A 23,542-nucleotide genomic window follows, 5' to 3' on the forward strand; every position below is an offset into this window, starting at 1 on the left:
ATGAAAAATGCACACAATGAAAAAATGCCACTTTCAGTTTGGCTACTTACCCTTTCGGCGTTCGCTATTGGCACCGCTGAATTTGTTATCGCTGGTATTTTGACCCAGGTATCAGAATCTCTGCACATCACCGAAGGACAGGCGGGCAACCTTATTACCGCCTATGCGTTGGCCATCGTTGTCGGCGGTCCGATTTTGATGCTGGCGCTATCTAAGGTAGACAAGCGTAAAGCGCTACTTTCTCTACTTGGGCTATTTATTCTGGGCAATCTTATCTCTGCGACCACCCACTCTTACCATCTATTGCTGCTAAGTCGCGTGTTGTCTGGTCTTACACAAGGTCCTTTCTATGGCATCGGCGCGGTAGTGGCAACCCAGCTGGTATCAGAAAAAATGGCAGGTCGCGCGGTAGGTCAGATGTTTGCAGGCCTTACTCTAGCGAACGTGCTTGGCGTACCTGCTGGCACTTGGATTGGCAATGAGTTTGGCTGGAACACAACCTTCTGGGCGGTTGCCGTACTTGGAGTACTGGCAACGGTATTGATTGCCTTTGTTATCAAGATCAAGCCGCAAGCGGAGGCGACTCCTCTTAGTAAGCAAGTGGGCGCATTTAAAAACCCTGCCCTACTCTCTGGTCTTGTTATCACAGTATTGGGATGGTCCGGCTTCATGGCTTTCTACGGCTACATTTCACCTATCGCTGAAAACGTGGCTCATATGCAACGTGACAATGTCACCTGGCTACTTATTCTAGTTGGTGCAGGTCTGGTAATTGGTAACCACCTAGGCGGGAAAAGCGCGGATATGAATCTCAGTAAATCACTCACCCTTTGGCTTGTTGCAACAATCGTTGTGCTGATTGCTCTAGGCAGCTTTGCCAGCAATACCACTGCCTTTATCGTGCTCGCCTTTATCTTCGGTGTGGTCTCTTTTGCCAAAGTACCTGCAATGCAACTAAGGGTTATGACCCATGGTGGAGAAGGACAGGAGCTGGCAGCAACCGCGAATATCTCAGCTTTCAACCTAGCCAACGCCATCGGCGGCATGATAGGCAGTAGCGTTATCGACGCCCGAGCGTTTAGCACTCAGTCATTGCCCTACTTTGCCATCATCATTCCCGTTATCGGCCTAATGTTCTTGTTACATAACAACCGAAGAATGAAAGCCATAGCAACCGCCTAACCCTTTTAAGTCGCACCTAGGAGTGCGACTTCTTTATTTGGACTAGCAAGTTTTCTAAAAGCCACTAGTAATTTCCCGAGTTATCTTAGTCGCTCTGCCAGCGTAAATTATCTACATGGTAAGAAGTGGAGCGGCAGAAATATGAACTCAGCCTCGATTGTACTTTCAGTTCAAAAACCTAGTGGTCATTTCACGACGTGCGAGAGCATTAAAGGTACTTACGCCAAGTGCTCTAACCTGTTCTCACAGATGAGCACAGAGTATGTAGACCATGGAGATTTAATCTATCGAGTGGACTTGGTTGACGAAAAAGAAAACGTTGTCTCGCGCAAGATGCTCAGAAATGTTATTGAAGGCGACCTGTTCAGTTTCGCGTAAGGCGAAGCACAACAACAGGCCCACCTTACCCTTTTAAGTCATCAATTCGCTGCTTGACCAATGCACTAGCCTTTCTTGATCTTCTGAGCTTTCTTACGCATCACCCAGATAATTGCCAGTCCACCTATCAGCATCATTGTGATACCTACATACATGACAATCCTGTATGTTTTAGCCTGAGATCCGGCCTTCGACAAAGTAGATTTCACTGACTCTAAGTTACTAGCACCTATAGCGTTAACCAGGTTGCCCTCACCATTGAGATAGGTAATGGCATAATTTTCTGCATTCACCGTTAGAAGAGAGCCCAACACTTTATCTCCTACACCACTCGCTAGCATGTGCCGCTGTAATGAAGTGGAAAATTCATCAATTACCGTAACCATTCTCCAGTTGTCGTTTTGGTCTTTTCTAAAGACCAGTCGATCATTTTCGTTATCGAGTGATAGGGCAATCAGTGACACCGAATCCGGAGCATTTAGCTGATAGTCACTGACACCTCGAGCACAGGCTACTTCTAGAGAAGAAGACGCCTCACAGTTAGCAAAGTGTTTAAAAAGCAGAGTAATTGGGACATCACCAGCGTTAATGGATGCAGTATCGACGGAGTAAGAGTGATTTGCCTTACCTTGTCCGCTCATGGTAACGAACAGGCCAAACACAATCAGTGCAATACCCACGTACAGTTTATCTCTTAGTTTTCTATCCATTACCGTCCCACTCAAATTCAGCAATCGCGCTCAAAAATCGAAAGATAGCAGAATACGATTTTGCGATGACGATGTGAAATAAGATTGAGAAAAAGCAGGTGCTTTAATAAGCGAATAGACTATCGGCCTGCTCTGGACTGGGTTTTCAGGCTCAGTGCTGATCAAAGAATCGTTTTAGTGCAGGCAGTAATCGAGATTCAAGCTGAGAAAGAGGTAGATACAGCCATCTGCCTTCATTACTAAATGCACTCATGTCGTAGTGATCAAGGTAAGGGCCAATCACGAATACCTTACTGGCATGATGCAGTCCCGAATCCAACACTCTTTTGTAATAAGCACAATCAAGAACCAGCACATCCCCTTCTTCCAATGCTGGCTCTTTACCCTCGCTTGAATACACAAAATTAACCTGAGATAGCTCAGACTTTAGGCTGGCCTCTAACGCCTCAAATAGCTTTCTGTCACCGTAAAATTGAATCTTCACCCTAGAGTCTAATTTTAAAAAGAAATACCTAACCAAAACATGGCAGAGGGCACAGGCTTTCGTTACTGGTAGATTTACTAGTGAACCGATGAAGATTTACTAGTGGCTTATAGTGAAAAGCGAAAACAAAGATGACAGCAATCCTTATGCAACATAGCTGCTGTAGACTGCAAATATCCAATAATTTCAATTACTACCGTCTTGCGCTACACACTGCACGCCCAAACAGATATTCATTTCGAGCCAGACATGAATCAGCTCTTGATTCACGATGTTGCGATACACCTCGAGCCACTACAATCTCGGCTTCTAGTCCATTTGATAGAACATCGAGCACAGGTAGTCAGCCTTGAGGATATCGTGCAAAAGGTTTGGCAGCGCTCGCACGTATCCGACAATCTGGTTCGTCAGGTCATCAGCGCATTAAGAGGGCATCTGGACGATAACGCTAGGCCCTATCACATCATCAAAACCATTCCCAAGCAGGGTTATTTGCTAGATATTGAGGTCACGCAAAGCAAGATTGGCCAGCCCACTCTCGGAGCTAAGATCAAGCAGTATTGGAAGTGGGGCGCAGGTGTTGCCTTGATTGGATGCGCCACTTTAAGCGGAATTCATTTTTTCTCTCACTCAGCACCAAGCCAGCGCATCAATGAAGTGACCAAGCTGGTTATTCACCCGTTCACGCTGGAGAGTGAACAAGACAGCGACCTATCAGACAGCATTGAGAATTACCTTTTCTACGGGCTTAATTCCAAGGGCATAGATGTTTATAGGCATAGGCTCAATAGCGATGCAGATCAGCTTAGAGGAAGCCTTACCGAGCAAGGAAACAGCTACAAGCTCACTCTGTTTCTGGATGAGGGTGAAGGACAAGCCATCAAGCTAGAAAAGACCTTTACCCTAGATGACTACTTCACCGCAATAGGCGATCTCGCCACCGAACTTAAAACCGAGATAAATCATGATGACTGGCAATATCAGCCAAGTAATCATCAAGTGACCTCGGTGAACAATTTCGATGATTGGCAGGTGATCTCTGAAGGGATTGAAAGCCTCTACAGTGGCAGTGATGAGCTTGATTCGATCACGGCTGAGCTCGATGAGATCCACCAACAAGGCAGAGATAATTATTTGGTGGACGCCCTGCTCTCTTATTCAAGCTCTGTGGAATACCTCAAGCGTCAAGATGAAAGCACTAAAGCCGAGGCACTCATGTTTGCAAAAGAGGCATTCGAGCAAGATCCAAGATGCGATATCAGCAATCTCTCATTAGGCTTGGCGCTTATCATCAACCAGCAATATGACCAAGCCTACCCCTACCTGAGTTATGCGGTAGAAACCGCACCTAGCGCCTTAGGTTTTTACCTGCTGTACAAGGTTGACCAAAAGACCCAAAACGACAAGGGTGCGGATTATTATCACAAACGCTTTCAATCTATGGCAAACAAACCATTGGACGGGCTGTTTGTGCTTTCAGCATTGAAATAAAAAAAGCTAAAAGGGTTTGAAAAAGGTTTGCATGGGTAAACCTTTGCCTTGCCTCAAAAGAGTTACACATTGAAGATTGCACACTGTGCCCAGTTTCAATTAACCCTTTTAGAGGCACAAAACATGATTAAAAAGCTCGCCTTTCAGATCATCCCAATCCAAATTTTCTTTTTTATCTTCTGGTTTAAGAACGGCTTTATCGACAAGGTAATGGGTGTAACCCTAGGCATTATTACCCCGGAAACGGCATATCAAGGTGATACCTGGGCGGGCTGGAAAGGCTATATCGTAGGCACTTGGGACAAGAGTCAGGTTGCGCATGCAGTACTAAGTCCTACCTTCGACTTTATGTTCCCTATTTTGATCCTGCTGCAATGCCTGCCTTTCATTCTGATTATTCGCTCTGTGCTAGCGGGCGAGTTTATGGCAGAGAAAGAGCGCCCTTGGCTACTTCGCGGCGCGTTTGCTTCAATTTTTGTGGCCGGTTGCATGGTGTTCACTCAAACACTCGCAGGCGCAAGCGATGGTAAATACCTATGGCAATTCATCGCCTTTAGCATGATAGCCATCATGTATATCCGAAACGAACAAGGTAAGTAAGCCAAGATAACGCCCCACACTGGGGCGTTTTACAGTTGACCCTGGTCAGAAAATATAAGAGCATCAGCTCGCATTTTTTCTATAGGTTCAACATGTCAAAACTCAAGCAACTCAAATCCTTTTTCACCGAAGTCATGGATTTTGGTTCTCGCGTCTGGGTGGTGAGCGTACAAGCAGGCAAGGGCAAAGGCGAGTCTTATATTGTAAATGAAGACAGCTTCAGCGAGCCCCTGTCGTGGATGAAACGCAAAGGTTTCGATGAATCTATGCTAGCTCGAGTAGAAAAGATGAATCGCTCGCAAACCATGGACTTTGAGCTTAAAGACATTACCTATCGACTGCTTCGGGTGAAATAGGTCAACAGACCCTAGTAGCCACGATTCTTCCAAAACTGCGCCTCATCTCGCCCAACGACCTTAAAGGTTTTCTCAGCGACAACCTTGCCGTTCATCTCCAGCACCATGCGCCATTCCCCAAGGTTACTCTCCAGGCCATCGATTGGATGCATCAACTGAATAGTATCCCCAAGATAGAAGTTCCAGTCATTGCTGCGCACATAGATGTCTCCATCAAACGGGGCTAGCACCTTACCTTTCTTGTTAATAATGCCAGGGTGATAGATGCAGTAATTAAGCAGTACGCCCTTGGCCTTTTTGATGTTCACAATAAAGCCAAATTCAACCTCTTCGTCCGCCACTACAGTGGTAGTGAATTCTTTGATTCTTGGAAGGTCTTTGGAGTCGGCATCCCAGTGGGAGTAGATACCATAGGAGGTCATTTCGACGATGGGAGTGCGTTTAGCCACGTTTGTTCTCTGCTAGTAATTTGAGTGAGAGTTTAAAGCGAACATAAATGGGGAGCAAGCCATTGAATGTAAGGCAGTTTCCCAAGTGTGGCTTATACTGTTATCAAACGATAAGAGGAAAGGAAGCACCCTATCAAAGCCAAAGGAATGGTTGAGAAGTTGCTAGCCACAGGATTCGTGCTGCTCACCTTAGTGTGGGCTGGATGCTGGGTGTACAACAATAACTGGTGGACTGAGAACCTGCTCTCTCTACCGGGGCTGTTTTTCTATCTCTACCTCGTCATTGCCGCACTCTCTTTTATCATCAGGCTACACCTGCTTGGCATAATCGCGCTAGTCACAGGTGGGCTCTTTTACGCCTTTGCCCCGCCAGAAAAAGCCCTTATTGCCCAAGAGTGTGGTGACGCCCTTACCATAGTCCAGTACAACCTCGCATTTGAGAATCAAAACCTCACGCAGTTCATCGACTATCTGGAAAAAGAACAACCAGACTTAGTGGTAATGCAGGAAGTCTCCCCTGAGCATGGCGAGCAATTTGATAAGCTCTCTAACTTGTATCCATATCGCTTTGGCGGACAACCTAAGGTTGGCTATCCATCGAACCAATTGATCCTAAGCCAAGAGTTGCTTTACGGACTTAACCTGTATGAAGCGCCCTACGGTGGCAAACTCATTCGAGGAGTTTGGCAGCCAAGAATAGGACTAGACATAGCTACCTACTTTGCTCACCCACCCTCACCACGCACGGAAATTTTGTGGTACCAAAGAAATAGCATGATAGCCACTATTCAAGAGTTTGCCGCTCTCTCAGCCACTAAGCACAACCTCATCATGGGGGACTTTAATCTCTCATCCACCACGCCTCGCTATGAAGCCCTGTTCCCTCAATATGAGAACGAACCAGTACTCAGTTGGGCGGCGTTCGACATACTGGGCTTGGATGTACCTCTAATGGCTAGCGCCATCGACCACCTCTGGTATCAAGGGGATACAGACAGCGCTATCTGTGAAAGAAGAAGCCTCAGAGAAATCCAAGGCTCCGACCATTACCCAGTGCTAACTAGGCTCTATTTTGAACCCTAGTCAGAGGTCTCATGATAGATAGCAGCACCCTTCGCCTTAAACTCAGCAGACATCTTAGCCATACCTTGTTCAGCTGATTCGAGCTCGATAGTCTGCGCCTCGTTTTTGGCCGCAAACTCGCGCACCTCTTGAGTGATCTTCATTGAGCAAAATTTAGGACCACACATAGAGCAGAAATGTGCGACCTTAGCTGACTCTTGAGGCAAGGACTCGTCGTGATAGGTTCTTGCTGTATCTGGGTCTAATCCAAGGTTGTACTGGTCCTCCCAGCGAAACTCGAAACGTGCCTTTGATAAGGCATTGTCACGCATCTGCGCACTTGGATGGCCTTTTGCCACGTCACCGGCGTGAGCGGCAATCTTATATGCAATAAGACCTTGCTTTACATCTTCTTTATTGGGTAACCCCAAGTGCTCTTTCGGGGTTACATAGCAAAGCATGGCGCATCCATACCAAGCAATCATGGCGGCCCCTATTCCTGAGGTGAAGTGATCATAGCCTGGGGCAATATCTGTGGTTTGCGGGCCTAGGGTATAGAAAGGCGCCTCATCACAATGCTCAAGCTGCTTATCCATATTCTCTTTGATAAGATTCATTGGAATATGCCCCGGACCTTCGATGATGGTCTGCACATCGTATTGCCATGCGATCTTTACAAGCGCTCCGAGAGTCTCGAGCTCCGCAAATTGCGCTTCATCGTTGGCATCCGCAATAGAGCCTGGCCTCATACCATCACCCAGCGAAAGTGATACATCATAGGCAGCGCAGATCTCACAGATCTCCTCAAAGTGCTCATACAGGAAGTTCTCTTTATGATGAGACAAACACCATTTCGCCATGATAGAGCCACCACGAGAGACTATGCCTGTCAGGCGTTTAGCCGTCATAGGTACGAAACGAAGCAACACGCCGGCATGGATAGTAAAGTAGTCCACCCCCTGCTCGGCTTGCTCAATCAAGGTGTCACGGAAGATCTCCCAGCTCAGATCTTCGGCTATGCCGTTTACCTTCTCTAACGCCTGATAGATAGGAACCGTACCGATAGGCACCGGAGAATTACGAATGATCCACTCACGAGTTTCGTGGATGTAGCGACCGGTGGAGAGGTCCATGACCGTATCTGCACCCCAGCGGGTAGACCACACCAATTTCTCCACTTCTTCTTCGATAGAAGAGGTCACCGCAGAGTTACCTATATTGGCATTCACCTTCACCAAGAAGTTTCGGCCGATGATCATTGGCTCCGCCTCGGGGTGATTGATATTTAGCGGAATAATTGCGCGCCCTCGAGCTACTTCCTCGCGCACAAATTCTGGTGTGATCGGCTCACCTATTACGGCGCCAAAGCTCTCACCGGGTGCTTTTTGGGTAAGCACAGGATCAGTGACCTCAGCGCGAGCCATGTTTTCTCGAAGAGCAATGTATTCCATTTCCGGGGTAATAATGCCTTGGCGGGCATAATGCATCTGAGTAACACGCATACCCTCTTTTGCCCTGCGTGGGGGCTCAAGTGCCTCAAATCTAAGATGATCCAAGCCATCATCAGCAAGCCTCTGCTGGGTAAATCCAGAGCTCGCCTGTACCAGTTGCTCGGTATCTTCTCGCTCCAAAATCCAGTTGGAGCGAAGCTTTTCTAGCCCCTTTCGAACATCAATATCCGCACTAGGATCGGAATACGCACCCGCGCAGTCATACACTTTCAAAGGCGCATTGGACTCAAAGATTGGAGCATCTTTAGTGCCACCAACCAAGGTATCGGTTTGATGGATTTGGCGCATACCTACCCTGATATCAACTCGACTTCCTTCAAGATAGATCTTCTCTGAATTAGGGTGCTGAAGAGGTTTTAGGGTATCGATAAATTGTTGAGCCTTAGCTCGGGTTTCGCGACGATTGGACATTAGCAAACTCACTTTTATAACGAAATGAAATTGCTTGTCTGGAGAAATGAGAATGTGAAAGTTGAACGCACCCCTCGCCCCAGGGCGATAAATACGTAACGGTTGAAATTCAGATTGAACTTCTCTGAATTTCGCTTGTTTCCTTCGCAGGTTCTAACCTGACAGGTTCAACGGATCCCGAATTAACGGTCTCAGCCAAAAGGCACTCCGACAAGATGAAGCCAGAGTATAGCCATGTAATTCAATAAGATACAAGCCCGACCAATCAAAGCTTGAACTTCACCTAAGCCGCCATATGTTTCAGAAATGCAATCAAGCCTTTGAATAAGGGCTATAGAATGAAGAAATTTTATTCAATAAAATCAGATGCTAGGGATGGAGGTTCGTTGATTTACAGATGAAAAAGGATATTCGTGTTTAAGAACAGTCACTACATCAAAAAGAACATAAAAATGGCCTGGCCTATCGCACTCAATGCTTTGCTAATGCAAGGCATGTTGATGATAGATACCCTGCTGATCTCTCCCCTTGGTGAAGGCTCACTAGCGGCTATGGGTATCGCCAGCACGATAGTCGCGCTACTACTTGGGGTGCAAAATGCGCTAGCAAACGGCTCACAAAACGTTCTATCCCGCGCTTTTGGTTCCGGCAAAGCTGACCTTATTTCAAAATCATTTCTGTCTGGAATGATCATCAACTTGTCGGCTGCGATCTTATTCTTCCTAATGATCTCAGTACTAAAGTGGCCACTGATAAAACTCCTCAGCCAAGATACACACCTATACCAAGACATCGATGCCTATCTGTCGGTGATAAAATACACCTTGATACTAACGGGTATATCTCAGGTTTCTATCGCGCTATTCAATGCTATGGGTAAGACACATATCCCGCTTCTGAGTTATCTGTTGACCATGCCAGTAAACGCCGTGGTTTCTTACTATCTGATAAACGGCATTGGCAGCTTCAATGGTATAGGCATCTCCGGTGCAGCCTTGGGCTCAGTAATCGCGCTAGGTCTAAGAATGACCTTCTTGCTCGCTTGCTTACGATTTCAGAAAACCTCTCAACTCTCTTTCTCCAAAGCATTTGATGGGATAAAACGAAACGTCACTCTGCACTTCAAAGAGATCTTCCCCATCGCCGCCAATATGATGGCTCTAGCCATGGGCCTCGCGGTGTATAACCTCTTGTATACACAGCTTCCGACCGAAGTGTATGCTGCTGTAGTCATGGTCACTCCTTGGCTCTCCGCCCTAGCTCAGTTCGTTGTTGCTTGGGCCGTATCCTCAGCAATTACCATCTCTCAGGCCATAGGCTCCAACAACCTAGAAACCCTAGATGCGGATGTAAACCTCAGCATAAAGGTTACCATAGCGGTATCGGCGCTCATCTCTTGTGCCTCTCTGGGACTCAGCCTTATCATAGATAAAATCTATCCAGGTCACTCCCAACAAACCTACGAGGCACTGGCCACCATAGCCCCGCTCTATATCCTAATGCCATTAATCCAAGGCTATATAACCGTGCACGGACAAGTTCTTAGAGCCTTAGGCAAAACCACTGCAGTATTTAACATCAACTTTGTCACCCGCTGGATCATAGCCCTGCCATTATTTGCCTTCGCTGTACTCGTTCTAAAGGCGTCAATCTTCTGGGTCTACGCCATTACGGTCTTCGAGCAGGTGCTTAAGATAGTGCCAATGCGATATCAGGCTCGTAAATTCTTGAAAGAGTTTGATGGTAAGAAAGCGAAAGAGTTGATGTATGACTGATGAAGCAAGAATATGGACATTCGGGTATTGTCGCTTACATTGTCTCTATCAGAAGAGTTATTGAGAAGAAAAACAAAAAAAGGCCTGATAAATCAGACCTTTAGAATGTGGCGGTGAGTGAGAACTTTCAAGCACGCTTTTAACTCTCTGATTTTAATGAGTTATTTTTTAGAAATTCGATTTTTCTATCCAATTTCCTATCCTTTTAACAAATGTGATCAGCATCACAAACAAGCGTCTACTGTGGTCAAAAAAACCGGCGCAAACCGGCTTTTTTAGTCGTGAGTATTGTCCAGATATTATAGCATCTGACGCTTCAGTTTTTGAGCCTCAAACCAATCAATGACTTCGCTTTCCACCCAACCAACACGACGCGCTGATAGTTTAACAGGATGCGGAAAACCACCATCACGCATTAAGACGTACAAACTCGAACGCGCTACTCCAAACTCCGCCTTTAAAGTCGCATAGCTGTGAAACCTTAGAAGTTTGTTTTCGTTCTCGGGGCGATGATAATCATAGTATTCCTTTGGGCTATGGTTGCGTTCCAAAATCTTCGCACGCATCCAGGACTCAATTTCTTTCACGTCCCAACGCTTAGCCTTGCCTAGGATCTGAATAGGCGCGGGGAAGGCCTTATTCTCAATCAAGGTATTGATAGTATTGCGAGAAATTGCGATTGCGACAACTAAGCGGTCGATGTCCAAAATTTTAACTTTCTGGGTCATAAATCATGCTCCTTATTCGGATAAAAAATGAACTCACTCTTTACAAAAGAGCTCTGTTCTCTCGCAAAAAACATACCCCAACTCATACTTGCGCGGTGCAGCTACTTTTTATCCTTCGTCTCAACTCGCAAAGATAGAAATGTAACAATTTAAACCGTTGACTTTACTAAGAAAAATCAAATATGAGAGCGGAAAAAACCTCTTAAAAATGAGTTGTAAGTAATTACAAATTACAAACATCAAGAGCTAGTTGAAGTGCATTTTTACTCTATCGAACGTGCCAGATCATGCTGAACTTCATACCTACATTTCGTCATTCACGAAATTTAAAACGTAAAACCGCGTCTTAAAATCTCCTCGCCCATACACACTGAAGTGTGCATGGGCTCAAAAATTTTTCTCGGCCTATCGGCCTCGCTGTGTCGACCACCTTCGACACAGCGAGGCCTCTATCCACACAAGGCATCACAGCGCTGACGCGCACACATCCACAGTGACAACGCCGCGCACACCAAAAGCTCCGCTTTTGGAGCGCAACCCTACTTTCCTCCCCTGCTTTTGGGCATATCCAAAGTAACAGTGAGCATCACTGCAAAGTCCGGAAACCCGAACCGGCGCCTGCATTGGCAGGTATTGGGGCTCATAAAAGAGCGTGAAGCGATATGACTCATCACGTAAAGGCCGAAACGCCCGAAGTAGATGAGACCGACTGACCTCGAACAGATGAAATCGAGTCTAGCCACAGAATAGGGCCGGAACCCTACCGAGATAGGGCGCTGAAAAGCATGAGTATTCTGAGCTGAACAGATAAAACAGGGGGGCTTGTCCCACACAAGACGAGAAGAAACCGCTCGAACCAAGGGTTAAAAGTGGTCAAACACGCTGAAGTCACTCGCACGCTGGCAAGCATTAAGTCGAAGGCTGAGCCGGTACCCATAGGGGTATCTCTTACGAGGTCTCGAACAACAGAGCTGGATGAACCATGGAAAAGTTTAATGCTGAAGAAGAGCTAAGAAATCTGCGAGAAAAACGAAACATACAACGCAAAAGCAAGCCTTACCTCGCCTCAAAGTTAGATAGGTATGGTTACGAGATATTAGCACTTCACTGCAATGGGGCTAACCCCTCTGAAATTCACGCATGGCTAATCGCAAACACAAGAATCAAAGTGGCTAGGACCACTGTTTATAGATGGATTAAGAAACATGCCAAAGATTAAAGACCCGCTTCTGGTCGCAAAGAAGCAAACAAAAAACGTAATGAAGAAACTGAGTATTCGTAGCTTGGGGACCAAACGCAACTACGCTCGTTCCCTGATCAAGTTTGCTCAACATTTAAATCTAGAGAAGAACACCAGCCTTCGAAACGCTACCAAGACTCAAGCCATGCAATTTCTGGCAGATCGCTCAGTCGTTGTTGGACAAAAGCAGCTCGATATGGACAGACAAGCCATACAATCTCTACTGCAACACAATGGTGAGTTGGAGTCTAAGCAAACTCTCGAGGTCATCAAAACAGAGCTAGAAGAAGTCATCCACTCTCGATCTTATAGAGATGAGCAAGTTGATTCAGTCCAACAAGCTCAAAGCACTAAGCACTCCCTTACGACTCGAATAGCCGTGGCAGCAGGTTTAAGAGCCCATGAACCTGGGACGATTTTACCCCTTGAAGAAAGGGAACCCGATTTTCGTATAGAGCACTCTCCTTACCGCTTTGCTGGACAAGAAGGTTGGGTCGCCTACACCGTCGTTGGTAAAGGGGGCTTGTGCCGAATAGCGATGCTTCCCAGAGAACTTGCGGATGAGTTAGAGGAGCACAGGCTCGACAAACCTATCTGGAAAACTGACCGAGACATCCCCTACAAAACGCATTACGACATCGGCTTTGGCAAACAATGGTCAGACTCTTTTTCCAAAGCCTCAAATCGCGTACTTGGTTGGAGCAATGGTGCACATGGATTACGACACACCTATGCCCAAAGACGAATGGAAGAGCTACTGCACCATTGCTGTTACGAAGAGGCGCTTAAGGCCGTCTCACAAGAGCTAGGGCATCTCAGACCTGATATCACGCTTGTCTATTTGAGATAGCAATAACCCTCAACCACGAACAGAAAAAAAGCGTGACTCAAAATTTTATTTCTTTTTCTTCGCCTAACTCATGTGCAGACCAATTTCGGTCTACATCAACGATGTTAATTTATCTAGGGAGTACCCCATGAAATATCAAGATTTTAACGAGCTTATTAAGAAAGTTGAGGAAAAAATCGGGATGTTGGAACACCAGACGTCATGGTTAAAAAATGACCTTCGGGAACTGCATACAGCCTTCATTGAGAGCCTGTTGCAGGAAGAATCTGAAAAGGAAAAAGTAACAAACGCTGAGGACTCAGGACCTAAGTTTGTGCCTGATGATGACTTTCCTTTCTATACGACCATATTGTCTAGAATCAAAAAGAAAGCACTCCCTTATGGAGTGCTTCCTCATGATAACTACTCATACTATAAATCGTGCGTTCCCTTGTACTTGGCAAGCTCCAACAACTTGTCCGAAAGTTCGTCCTGAGTCACTTTGAACCGTTCATCCAGAATATCATAGCGCATTCGATATTTAGCACTCGTCACCGCGATATAGGCCAGCCAAAGCGCCAATAACCAATGAAACCAACTTACTCCGCCTATCAAAGGGTTGATACCCATGAATTGGAGCTCAAGCTCTTCTGCGGGCACAGCATCAGCCTTTGAGGCGAACAGGTCTACCCATCCATTCCATTCGAGCCCAACATAGTATTTGTCTTCCGCTACTTCACTGGTATACGGGCAGTGAAGATTAGCGCACTCGTATATGCTCAGCGAATGGCCTTGAGCTTTGTATACCCCTACTGAACTTATCAGCGTTAGCATAATTGCAATGAACATTGCACCATAAAGTCTCAACATGATTTCCACCTTAGTGATTGGGTTAATTTCATAACCACCATATCAGGTCGAATAGAGCCCGAAAGCCCTTGTAGAAACACTCAAAAAAGATAGGTGAAAAGCACATAACTGCCGAGCGCATAAGCCCCTCCAAACCAGCCTTCAAAGCAAGCCAAGCTGGGTCTGAAAGAGTTAAGTTCCACTTCTGTGGCAACACTGATTTTTTACCAATTTAACTGACTTACGTCGCTCAGAAGCAACCGCACAGTGTGTGTTGCATAGAGGGTCAGACAATGAGTCAGAAAGTAAATAAAGCAATAGATAAATTAGACGAACTACAAGCAATGATTGAAAAGAACCACAAGCTTCGCTACAAACCTTCAACACTGCTAGTGTACATTCCGTGCCTTCGTAAATTCTGTAATTACATTCGCAATAACTTGAATTTCACTAAACTCACACTAGAGGATATTGTTGAGTTCATTAACCGCTATCTTAAACACTTGGCACCCTCAACTATCAATAACTACATTCGACAAATTCGCTGCCTGACACGTGAAGCATACATAGCCGGTGTTCTGAAGAACGACCTTGGAAAAATGATTAAAAACCTCAGGAAAAACGCTAAACCTGCAGATATCTCTCTTGTGTTACAAGAGGCTAGTGCTCGCATTCTATCACAGCGTTACCAGACATATTTATTATGCGAAGCGGCCAATGACACATCTATTGTCCCTGAAACCCAAACCTCAGAAAGCCTAAGCAAATCTATTTCACTCATATCAATTGCTCTGCCTCAGAAGTCGATTGATACTACTGAAAATTCCGGTACAGAAAACAAACCCAAGCTAAAGGAGCCAGTTCCTCAACCCCATAAGACAGGCGGACTGCACTGGCTCCTTGCGTTTTTTGAGCATGCATTGAGTACGCTTTTCAGATAGTAAAGAATAAGGTTAAATTCAACTAGAAGGCATGACCTGCTTGCGTCTTAAATGGGAGGAACAAAGTCACCGACTAGCAGTATGTCAGTGACTTTATTTCCATAGTTTCTCATTACCTTTCTCTCGAAGATTGCCCTAACCGACCTCTCAGCCATTTGGTATATGGTGCCGACTTTTCAGTCCGGCACTGGTGCTAAGGGAATACACATCTCAATAAATGCAAGACAGAGGGTGGACACGAGGACATTTATCCCTTCCCCGGAAATCGTCGGTCATTCCACTTAACAGTGGTTCCCGGGGAAGTTCCCTCTGCCTTGCACTTGATGTAGTCCAACCAATCAGTGTTGATTTTGATCTTCAGCTTTCTTTTTGTTTTAACTGTGACTTTTCGACAACAAAGCCTTATCCTACCTGAGCTATCGGCCTAAAAACTTTTTCTATTTTTCTTAAAAATCGACTTTCTAGCGCACTCCCGGTGACGACAGAACCGGACTTGAGTTCTAGTTTAACTGGATAACGATACAAACAAATAAGCTCAATGTAGTCGTATTGGCTGCAACTGATCATGGTAACGTCCGGTTCCTACCTAATTGATAAAACAATTTTAGCTTCTTTTGGGCTCAGCACCCCGTGCTTCGGCGAACCTAGGTAGCTAGTTCTTTGTAGCACCCATAGTGTTCCAGAATAGGCACAACAGCAATAAATAAGAACACATACCCCTGCCCCGCTATCAACAATAATGAGCCTCGTAAACAAAACACACCAAACATCTAAAAACTGAGGAACACATTATGAAAATCAAATCACTAACTCTAGCTCTAGTTACTCTTGCTTCTAGTGCAAGTCTTGCACAGGCAGCAGCTCCAGCAATCAACTCTGTAACAGCATCAATTAATAGCAATCTATCTCAATACACTTGGGAAGACCCTTCAAATAAAAGCGGTGGCGGTTATTGGGCAGACCCATCGAACAAAACCGGTGGCGGTTACTGGACAGACCCATCAAATAAAACTGGCGGTGGCTATTGGTTAGAAGACCCTAGCAAAAACAATCAATCAAAAAATCGTCATCGTTAATCTAGGCTGCCGATTATAATTGGGCATGGGATTATAATCGGCAACTTAATACAGAGCCATATAAAAAATTAAATATTTTTAGGAGCAGAACATTATGAACAAGGATTTTTTTAGCTTTGCGTTTTCTACGTTCTATCACACCTTTAATATGTACATAAAACATGGACAAAGAAACACTTCAGAGAGTTTAACCTCTACTAAATTGCGATGGGAAGACCCATTTAAAAAATACACAGATAGCTATTTATTCCAAGCTCTCGCTTAAAAGTAATTTCTAAAGACCCTATACTGACATAGGGTCTTTTTTATTTTATGGCATTAACCCAATCTCATTCTGTAAAAATTAAGCCAGTGGCCATCTATCTCAAATAAGCCTATCTGCACTCCAAAAACACTGTGCAGCCTATACTTCGACTAGACAAAATTGATTAGTCGAATATATAGGCCAGGCTATCTATCAGTGACATCTTGTTCTATATCGATTCTCGCTCTCTACACCGACGTTGTGCGACATTTCCCCAGAGAACGAGCCCCATACACATCCGTCAAAATTTATCTAACTCATCTCAAGTATGAATAGCAATCCATGCACCCAAAGCTAATTGATATAGTCACATCCTCTCTAAATAAGAGCACATACTCAAACCTTAAATTCGACAATAATAGAACCCGTAAACAGAAAAACACAACAAACATCTATTTAAGGACAGCATCATGAAATTCAATACACTAAACCTAATTCTACTTACAATCGCCTCTACCGCTGGTGTTGCATATGCAGAAAGCAAATCTGGTAACTCAACTGATAGTCTTTCACAATATACTTGGCAAGACCCATCTAATAAGAGTGGCGGTGGAATTTTTGAAGACCCATCAAACAAAACAGGAGGTGGGTACTCGCTACAACCATCAGAAGATAAAAATCGCCATCGCTAATACTTGCAATAAGGAGAAGCATACCATCAACAACAATATCGCACCCAAAAGCCCTATATGAAAATATGGGGCTTTCTTTTTATATGGTGTCATATATAGTTATTTAAAACATAGGTAGAACGCTAAATTACATAACAAAATAACTGTTAAGAAGAGATCAATACAGCACCAATAAAAACCCCACCTTCAACCTATAACAACACTCTATCGCGAAGATAATCCAATACCTACCACACCGACTTCTTCTACCGAGCTACTATCTAGGCCTTCGACTAAGCTACTCGTGGCCTCTCCTAGTGTTAATCAATAGTATCGTATAGACACCTATAAGAGCCGGCTGTCCTCCGTATATGAAAAGTAAGTGAACCAAAAAGTCGTCCCCTTAATCCCTCGGTGTTCTACTATTTCTTCAAAGTAATCTATAGCCTGTTAGCAACCAAGCTGTGTATTCCAACGAGCAGTGATGGGGAGTCTATTTAGTTCAGTGGCGTAAGTAGAGAATCCTTTAACAGTTCCGATATAGCCAAAAGATAGCTCTATGGTTCGAGGGGATGATACAGGCTGAAAAACAATCACCATCACCTTTGCATTGATATCGGTTGAAATAAAAAACGCTCGATGTTAATCGAGCGCCTTGAGGTCGGTTTGCCAGTCAAAATCAGACTGCAAAACTAGTTTGAGCTATGCTTCAAAGTCCCTAGTGTCCGTGGTCGTCCTTCATTGTTGGCGGATTGGCTTTGTAGGCTGCTCTAACAACTTCCACAGCATCTTTAGTCCACCACAAATCATTAGCAACCATTCGGTAATTAATAAGTGCTGCTAAATAACCGTCACCCTCTGGTATTTGAGCAGCCGCAGTTGCATCACGCACAACTGCTACTTCATAGCCTAACTCTAGCATTTCATACAAATGAGCCTGTACGCACAAGTTTGCTGACATCCCACACAAAATCACTTTATCTATACCTATTTTTCTCATTTGTAGGTTTAAGTCATTTTGTTGCAATGAATAAACTTTGTGTGGGCTACACACAATTGTCTTTCCGTCATTTATATACTTCTTAAACTCAGGCATCCAGTCAGCACCAGAGCCGTCAAAGCCATCCAAACTTAATGGGTCCTTGCGGACAAACATCGGTAAGTTGTGCATGACTTTTTCAAGCGGTCCGCCAAAGTGATGTTCATTATCCCAAGGATAATAGTAGTGAGGTGAGATAAACACGGGCATGCCCACTTCTTTGGCCACTTTGAACATGCTCTCAATATTAGGAACGGTTTGGTTTTCTTCGACACTTTTGCCAACGACCGGCCATGCTGTTCCTTTTGGAGACAAAAAATCGATCTGCGGATCTACGACCACCAAAGCTGTTCGATTGGTATCAATCTTCATTTTTGTTGGTGGTAATACGCCTTTCTCGGGGTCAGCATACTTTTTTTCAGCTTCAGGAGTTGCGGCATTTGCCACACCCGAGATGCCTGCAGCAGTAGCCACCGTTGCTACTGCTGCACTGGCTTTGAGCAAAGAGCGACGAGAATCATCTACTGCTTCCGGTTGAACTTCGGTTTCGGAATCAACTTTTCCCAATGTTTTATTTTCTCGCTTCATGATTATAACGTCCTAGTGTCGGTTAGAGGTGAGCTCAGTTGCTAAACAGTTAATACGCTACTCGACTAACGTAAGCAGCCTGTGCACGTTGTGGTGGCCAAAGGTTGTTGAATCCGAACTAGATTAAGGTTAGCTTAAACGTTTCATTTCGCAAGATAGGTGAATTATTCAGGTTGTCTATTCTCATATTAAGAACATACTTCAATAATCAATACTGAATAAATCACAATATTAGAATTTATTTAATATACAAGAGCATAGAATAAAAATTAACATTAGAGTATTCCTCACCTAATCATTAATACAAGTTGTTGCCCATGGAACCAGCTTTAATCTTTCAAAAGGGATTGGCATTCCAGTTAATTCACTTATTCCGTATGTTCCCTTTTTTAATTTAGCTATCGCCCGCTCAACTAAGCGCAGCTTTTCTTTATTATTATTTAATAAAATAAGAGACTTGTAGCTTTGCTCTGATTGACTTGCTGCATCTGCAAAGTCAGTTAAAGAGCAATCATACTTTTTCATTACATTGGCTAAATGGACTGAATTTTGGGCGTCAATTTCTTCTCTCAAACTCATTAAAGAATTTGAAATGGTTTCAACTTCAGTGGACATCAACTCTGCGTCTGGGTGTGCTCTCATAGTCATAATTTACCTACCTTTTCAATATCTATTGCTTTAACTGAGGTATTCTTGTCAGCTATGAGATTAATTATGAATTGGACTGCCCATTATTTATGTGTGAGAAATTTAGCGAATTGTGTGCAAAGTTATTCTCAACTGAACTCACATTATTTCTAACCCTACCTAGCCATGATTTATTTAATTTTTCAACCCCATTAAAATACAAAAAGAAAGACTCATCGCAGTTACAACGAGCCTTTCTTTTAAAATAAACTAGGATGTCATTTTTTAAATTGAAAATATTGCTAGTTATTTAAAAGGTTTTAAGTCATCCATAATCCAGGGCATTAGCTCGCCAACTGTAGGATGAGGGAAAACAGTCCTTCGCAGTACTCTGTATGATAATTTTGTCTGCATAAAGGCCGCAAAGATTCCAATTACTTCGTCTCCCCCAGTACCAAATACTGTTGCACCAACAATTTGCTCGCTGTCTTTATCAACAAAGATTTTAACGATCCCGTAAGTTTCTTGTTTCTCGCGAGCGCGCGCAATGCGCTCCATGGGTAGCGTTGCCATGAGTATATTTCGTTTCGATTTTCTCGCTTCAGTCTCACTCATTCCAACTCTAGCAAGTGGCGGATCAATAAACATGGAATAGATAGTAGTTCGCATGGATAAGGTTCTATCGAGCTCCTGAGGCTCAGGGTTCATATCCATCAAGCGACTGTAATGATCCCAAAAAATCTCACCATCATTTACAGAAGTATGAGTAAAGGCTCCTTCTCCATTTACATCACCAACGGCATAAATGTGACTCTGGCTTGTTTGAACGGTTTGGTTGACCTCAATAAACCCCCTTCTATCAACCTCTACACCTGCCTTACCTAACCCTAACTTATCGCTATTTGGCTCTCGTCCAACGGCAAATAATATGTGTGATGCCTTCAAGGTCTTTTTTATCCCTGACTCAGAATACGCTACCAGTACAGAGTCTCCAGAATCTTTAGGCTCAACCTGCTCCACAGCGCTGTTATAGACAATATCGATGCCTTCTGAGGACAAGACATCTTTTACAATTTCGGCTACATCAGGGTCTTCCCGAAAGACCAACTGCTCACCTCGCTCAAAGACAGTTACTTTACTGCCTAATCGGCGAAAGATTTGAGCAAATTCGAGTCCAATATAGCTTCCGCCAACAATCGCAAGATGCTCTGGTAAGGTATTCAGATCCAATAAGCTTTTATTGGTTAGACAATTGACTGTTTCTGCCCCTGGAGTCGCTACTTGCCTTGGTCTTGAACCGACATTGATGACAATATTTTTACCATAAAGCTCCTCGGAACCAACCTTTACAGTGTGACTGCCAGTAAACTCCCCCGAGCCTTTAAAAACCGTACAGTTTTTTGCGTTTTGAAGCCATGACTCGATACCTTGAGTAGACTTAGAGCGAGTCTTTTTCTGCGGCTCCATTACTTTCTCAAAATCAACTTTGAGCTCGCCTATGTCAAAACCGAAATCAGAACCACGCTTGGCTTGATGTATTGCCTTGGCGGCTGCAACCAAAGCCTTTGTTGGTGTACAGCCACTATTGACACAGGTTCCTCCAAATTTATCTTCTTCAATAATCGCTACCGTTTTTCCCGCCTTAAGAATGCGAGGTAAAATACTCATCGTTGCTTGACCAGTTCCTATCCAAATTAGATCAAATTGCTTGTTCATTATTAAACTCTCTACACATTAAGGCGTTATCGTTACAGTTATTTACTCTTACAACAGAAGTTATTTCAGGCTTCTCAGATATTCCACAATATCCATTGATTCAGGCATCCAGGTTTCACTTCCCTGTTCATTGGTAATCTTGAGCACAGGAACAGTACCTCTCTTTCTTGCCTCTAGGAGTTCTTCACGATATTTTGGTTCTGTCATAGTATTTCTCAACTCCACATCGAGTCCGAGCTGATCGATTGCTCTTCTAACTACTGTGCAAAAAGGACATCCATCGAAGTAGTATAATGCTAGGTTCAAGTTCTTTAGGTTGCTCATAATTGTTTCCTCAAGTTGCTTACGTCTTTAATTAATAAATATTTTCTTGGATTTTGTTTAACTAAAAATCAGTCTTAGTCTTTGTTAATTTTCGAGTACGATACGCCTAAGGCTAGACCAAACACTAGGTGAAGAATTAATGTCATAACAGGTACTTTAATTCCTAGGGTTAGCCCAAATAGTCCTAGGTTTGCCAGAGGCATCAATACGACCATCATTGCAAGCCATGCCGCTGTCGAAAGCACCAAGGCTTTAGTTAATTGCTTACTTCCAGGAAGAGTATTATTTAAAATTACTAGCGCCCCACCCCATATAGCGCTACCTAGTAAAAAGTGTATCGCCCACCCAACCCCGATGCTCATGCTCAAACCAATTTGTTCAGTAGCTAGGTTGGCAAGAATATGAATTGGATTAAGCTCGGGCATAACCCCTAGAGCACTTTTGATCATCATTACTGAGGTAAGTGCAAGTGTTGCAATAAAACCTGCATAGAAACCACGAATTAGACTATTAATGTTAAACATGTCGGCCACTCCATTATTATCCGGTGTCTTGATTTGGTTTACAGTCTATCCGGGAGTGACTCATTTGGATGTGTCTAAGAAGCTTGAAAAAGTGTACTAGGTTGGTGAGTGTTAAACATGCGAGTGAGTGACGGGGTGCCGTTACGAAAACAAGGAAGGGAAGAAACCATTGAGCGATTCTTCCCTATAAAAGCACTCATACTACTCATGATGCTGATAGAGCTTATCAAGTGCAATGGACAAACCATTCTCAGTGACAACCCTAACGTGATCCATTTTAATGTCTCTTGCGTTGGTCACTCCGCACGAGTGCGCAATAAGCCCGACGCCGTAATGGATATACTTGTTGTAGTTTGCTACACGTTGCTTTTTGTCTTCGACATTCAATCCTTTTTGCAGCGATTTATTCTGTGTCGTAATGCCAGTCGGACAAGTATCTTTATTGCACTTAAGTGCTTGAATACAACCCAGTGCAAACATATGGCCACGGGCTGATACAACAAAGTCAGCCCCTAAAGCGAGCGCCCAAGCAACTTTACTCGGAGTGATCAATTTGCCAGATGCAATCAACTTAGTTCGGGGCATAAGGCCTCTTTCCCGCAACAATTTTGCCATCAAAGGTAGGCTGTCTTTCAAAGGTAAACCCATATAATCCATCAAGGGTTGTGGAGCAGCCCCTGTCCCCCCGTCGGCACTGTCTAGCGTAATAAAGTCCGGGGCAGACTCAATACCACGCGATTCTATTTCGTCGAATAACTCTTCTAACCAAGCTGAATTACCCATTACGAACTTGAACCCAACCGGCTTACCTGTCACCTCTCGAACGTGAGCTATCATATCGAGCAGATCCGCAGCAGACTTAATCTCTGGGTGTCCATTGGGGCTGATAGAATCTTTACCCGCCTCGATGCCACGAATCTGTGCTATCTCGGCAGTCACTTTACGACCCGGCAGTATCCCTCCTTTACCAGGTTTAGCTCCTTGACTCATCTTGATTTCAAACATTCGTACTTGTTCGTGAGCTGCTACCTCTTTTAGCTTCTCATCACTCAACTTACCGTTTTCATCTCGAACTCCATACTTGGCTGTACCTATCTGAAAAACCAAATCGCCTCCACCCTCAAGGTGATATGAGCTCAGGCCCCCTTCTCCGGTATTCATCCAACACCCCGCAATTTTCGCACCACTAGAAAGTGCTCGCACAGCAGGTGCAGACAAAGCGCCAAAGCTCATTCCCGATATGTTGAAAACAGATTTAGTTGTATAGGGTATTCGGCTGTACTCACCAATGGTGACAGCTGCAGGTTCAACGGCGTCCTCAGTCATCACCGGAAAAGCATGATTCAAAAATAAGATCGTACCGGATGGGTCTAAACTACGTGTCGAGCCAAACGCAATGGTGCGGTCTTCGTTTTTTGCGGCCTTATACACCCATGAACGCTCTGCTCTGTTAAATGGCATCTCTTCTCTATCTAGAGCGAAAAAGTATTGGCGAAAGAATTCACCCTGTTTTTCAAATAGGTATCGGAAACGCCCTATAAAAGGATAGTTCCTACGAATCGCGTGCTCGTACTGATTCTTATCCACAATATACATGTATATGACGGCCAGAATTACAATACCTATTACGACTATCAGCATACTCGCTAAAAAAGAGGTGGCAGAAAACATGAAATCACCCATTTTAACTCCTTATGAAATCACTAAAAAAACGGTCAGTTTTGTTACATCAAATTG

Annotated in this window: 23 protein-coding genes, 1 pseudogene and 1 riboswitch; of the genes and pseudogenes, 11 read left to right on the forward strand and 13 right to left on the reverse strand. The window is 44.2% G+C overall.

Going from position 1 to position 23,542, the window contains the following annotated elements; all coding sequences use genetic code 11:
* Together Pcarn_RS08025 and Pcarn_RS08030 are read left to right on the forward strand one after the other, a co-directional pair.
* Nucleotides 1–1,182, forward strand: coding sequence for an MFS transporter (locus Pcarn_RS08025; RefSeq protein ID WP_261833346.1), 1,182 nt, complete (start codon nucleotides 1–3; stop codon nucleotides 1,180–1,182).
* A 141-nt stretch (nucleotides 1,183–1,323) separates the two neighbouring features.
* Nucleotides 1,324–1,560: a hypothetical protein gene (locus Pcarn_RS08030; RefSeq protein ID WP_261833347.1), complete on the forward strand. Its 237-nt coding sequence runs from the start codon at nucleotides 1,324–1,326 to the stop codon at nucleotides 1,558–1,560.
* A gap of 65 nt (nucleotides 1,561–1,625) precedes the next feature.
* Here the strand turns inward: Pcarn_RS08030 and Pcarn_RS08035 are convergent, their stop codons facing one another.
* Together Pcarn_RS08035 and Pcarn_RS08040 are read right to left on the reverse strand one after the other, a co-directional pair.
* Nucleotides 1,626–2,270: a hypothetical protein gene (locus Pcarn_RS08035; protein WP_261833348.1), complete on the reverse strand. Its 645-nt coding sequence runs from the start codon at nucleotides 2,268–2,270 to the stop codon at nucleotides 1,626–1,628.
* A 151-nt stretch (nucleotides 2,271–2,421) separates the two neighbouring features.
* Nucleotides 2,422–2,754, reverse strand: a complete 333-nt coding sequence (locus tag Pcarn_RS08040; protein ID WP_261833349.1) for a hypothetical protein — start codon at nucleotides 2,752–2,754, stop codon at nucleotides 2,422–2,424.
* Between the two features lie 249 nt (nucleotides 2,755–3,003).
* Here Pcarn_RS08040 and Pcarn_RS08045 point away from each other — a divergent pair, with 249 nt between their 5' ends.
* The 3 genes from Pcarn_RS08045 (at nucleotide 3,004) to Pcarn_RS08055 (ending at nucleotide 5,201) form a co-directional block, all read left to right on the forward strand.
* Nucleotides 3,004–4,245 (forward strand): transcriptional regulator, encoded by a 1,242-nt coding sequence (locus Pcarn_RS08045; protein ID WP_261833350.1) that lies wholly within the window; start codon nucleotides 3,004–3,006, stop codon nucleotides 4,243–4,245.
* A 123-nt stretch (nucleotides 4,246–4,368) separates the two neighbouring features.
* Nucleotides 4,369–4,845 carry a hypothetical protein gene (locus tag Pcarn_RS08050; protein ID WP_261833351.1) on the forward strand — a complete coding sequence of 159 codons (477 nt, stop codon included), beginning with the start codon at nucleotides 4,369–4,371 and terminating at the stop codon, nucleotides 4,843–4,845.
* A gap of 92 nt (nucleotides 4,846–4,937) precedes the next feature.
* Nucleotides 4,938–5,201 (forward strand): hypothetical protein, encoded by a 264-nt coding sequence (locus Pcarn_RS08055; RefSeq protein ID WP_261833352.1) that lies wholly within the window; start codon nucleotides 4,938–4,940, stop codon nucleotides 5,199–5,201.
* Between the two features lie 11 nt (nucleotides 5,202–5,212).
* Here Pcarn_RS08055 and Pcarn_RS08060 read toward each other — a convergent pair whose 3' ends face one another.
* Nucleotides 5,213–5,650: a DUF3859 domain-containing protein gene (locus Pcarn_RS08060; protein ID WP_261833353.1), complete on the reverse strand. Its 438-nt coding sequence runs from the start codon at nucleotides 5,648–5,650 to the stop codon at nucleotides 5,213–5,215.
* A gap of 147 nt (nucleotides 5,651–5,797) precedes the next feature.
* Here Pcarn_RS08060 and Pcarn_RS08065 point away from each other — a divergent pair, with 147 nt between their 5' ends.
* Complete coding sequence (locus tag Pcarn_RS08065) at nucleotides 5,798–6,733, forward strand: endonuclease/exonuclease/phosphatase family protein (RefSeq protein ID WP_261833354.1); 936 nt, start codon at nucleotides 5,798–5,800, stop codon at nucleotides 6,731–6,733.
* Here the strand turns inward: Pcarn_RS08065 and thiC are convergent.
* A complete protein-coding gene (gene thiC / locus Pcarn_RS08070; protein ID WP_261833355.1) occupies nucleotides 6,730–8,634 on the reverse strand; it encodes a phosphomethylpyrimidine synthase ThiC in 1,905 nt (634 codons plus the stop codon). The genes Pcarn_RS08065 and thiC overlap by 4 nt on opposite strands.
* A gap of 122 nt (nucleotides 8,635–8,756) precedes the next feature.
* Nucleotides 8,757–8,854: riboswitch (TPP riboswitch) on the reverse strand.
* A 232-nt stretch (nucleotides 8,855–9,086) separates the two neighbouring features.
* Between thiC and Pcarn_RS08075 the strand changes: the two genes are divergently transcribed.
* Complete coding sequence (locus Pcarn_RS08075) at nucleotides 9,087–10,409, forward strand: MATE family efflux transporter (RefSeq protein ID WP_261833356.1); 1,323 nt, start codon at nucleotides 9,087–9,089, stop codon at nucleotides 10,407–10,409.
* A gap of 299 nt (nucleotides 10,410–10,708) precedes the next feature.
* Here the strand turns inward: Pcarn_RS08075 and Pcarn_RS08080 are convergent, their stop codons facing one another.
* Complete coding sequence (locus Pcarn_RS08080) at nucleotides 10,709–11,137, reverse strand: helix-turn-helix transcriptional regulator (RefSeq protein ID WP_261833357.1); 429 nt, start codon at nucleotides 11,135–11,137, stop codon at nucleotides 10,709–10,711.
* 1,205 nt (nucleotides 11,138–12,342) lie between these two features.
* Between Pcarn_RS08080 and Pcarn_RS08085 the strand changes: the two genes are divergently transcribed.
* Entirely contained in the window at nucleotides 12,343–13,227 is an 885-nt protein-coding gene (locus Pcarn_RS08085; RefSeq protein WP_261833358.1) for a site-specific integrase, read from the forward strand.
* Nucleotides 13,228–13,638: 411 nt separating this feature from the next.
* On the opposite strand, the gene Pcarn_RS08090 is transcribed toward Pcarn_RS08085, so the two are convergent.
* Complete coding sequence (locus Pcarn_RS08090; RefSeq protein ID WP_261833359.1) at nucleotides 13,639–14,076, reverse strand: hypothetical protein; 438 nt, start codon at nucleotides 14,074–14,076, stop codon at nucleotides 13,639–13,641.
* Between the two features lie 272 nt (nucleotides 14,077–14,348).
* Here Pcarn_RS08090 and Pcarn_RS08095 point away from each other — a divergent pair, with 272 nt between their 5' ends.
* On the forward strand, nucleotides 14,349–14,996 hold the full coding sequence (locus Pcarn_RS08095) for a phage integrase SAM-like domain-containing protein (protein ID WP_261833360.1): 648 nt from the start codon (nucleotides 14,349–14,351) through the stop codon (nucleotides 14,994–14,996).
* Between the two features lie 453 nt (nucleotides 14,997–15,449).
* Here the strand turns inward: Pcarn_RS08095 and Pcarn_RS08100 are convergent.
* Nucleotides 15,450–15,563 (reverse strand): annotated as a pseudogene (locus Pcarn_RS08100) (Rho-binding antiterminator); the annotation flags it as partial.
* 224 nt (nucleotides 15,564–15,787) lie between these two features.
* Here Pcarn_RS08100 and Pcarn_RS08105 point away from each other — a divergent pair.
* Together Pcarn_RS08105 and Pcarn_RS08110 are read left to right on the forward strand one after the other, a co-directional pair.
* Entirely contained in the window at nucleotides 15,788–16,072 is a 285-nt protein-coding gene (locus Pcarn_RS08105) for a hypothetical protein (protein WP_261833362.1), read from the forward strand.
* 714 nt (nucleotides 16,073–16,786) lie between these two features.
* Complete coding sequence (locus Pcarn_RS08110) at nucleotides 16,787–17,008, forward strand: hypothetical protein (RefSeq protein WP_261833363.1); 222 nt, start codon at nucleotides 16,787–16,789, stop codon at nucleotides 17,006–17,008.
* Between the two features lie 697 nt (nucleotides 17,009–17,705).
* On the opposite strand, the gene Pcarn_RS08115 is transcribed toward Pcarn_RS08110, so the two are convergent.
* The 6 genes from Pcarn_RS08115 to Pcarn_RS08140 form a co-directional block, all read right to left on the reverse strand.
* On the reverse strand, nucleotides 17,706–18,614 hold the full coding sequence (locus Pcarn_RS08115) for a cysteine hydrolase (RefSeq protein ID WP_261833364.1): 909 nt from the start codon (nucleotides 18,612–18,614) through the stop codon (nucleotides 17,706–17,708).
* Between the two features lie 291 nt (nucleotides 18,615–18,905).
* Nucleotides 18,906–19,262: a TraR/DksA family transcriptional regulator gene (locus Pcarn_RS08120; RefSeq protein ID WP_261833365.1), complete on the reverse strand. Its 357-nt coding sequence runs from the start codon at nucleotides 19,260–19,262 to the stop codon at nucleotides 18,906–18,908.
* A 285-nt stretch (nucleotides 19,263–19,547) separates the two neighbouring features.
* A complete protein-coding gene (locus tag Pcarn_RS08125) occupies nucleotides 19,548–20,957 on the reverse strand; it encodes a mercuric reductase (protein WP_261833366.1) in 1,410 nt (469 codons plus the stop codon).
* Nucleotides 20,958–21,017: 60 nt separating this feature from the next.
* Nucleotides 21,018–21,281 carry a glutathione S-transferase N-terminal domain-containing protein gene (locus tag Pcarn_RS08130; RefSeq protein ID WP_261833367.1) on the reverse strand — a complete coding sequence of 88 codons (264 nt, stop codon included), beginning with the start codon at nucleotides 21,279–21,281 and terminating at the stop codon, nucleotides 21,018–21,020.
* A 74-nt stretch (nucleotides 21,282–21,355) separates the two neighbouring features.
* The gene (locus tag Pcarn_RS08135; RefSeq protein ID WP_261833368.1) at nucleotides 21,356–21,805 is read right to left on the reverse strand and encodes a DUF6789 family protein; all 450 of its coding nucleotides are present in this window, start codon (nucleotides 21,803–21,805) and stop codon (nucleotides 21,356–21,358) included.
* A gap of 201 nt (nucleotides 21,806–22,006) precedes the next feature.
* Entirely contained in the window at nucleotides 22,007–23,488 is a 1,482-nt protein-coding gene (locus tag Pcarn_RS08140; RefSeq protein WP_261833369.1) for an FMN-binding glutamate synthase family protein, read from the reverse strand.
* Nucleotides 23,489–23,542: the final 54 nt, after the last annotated feature.

It is taken from the genome of Vibrio ishigakensis (assembly GCF_024347675.1).
GTDB classification, from domain to species: Bacteria; Pseudomonadota; Gammaproteobacteria; order Enterobacterales; family Vibrionaceae; genus Vibrio; species Vibrio ishigakensis.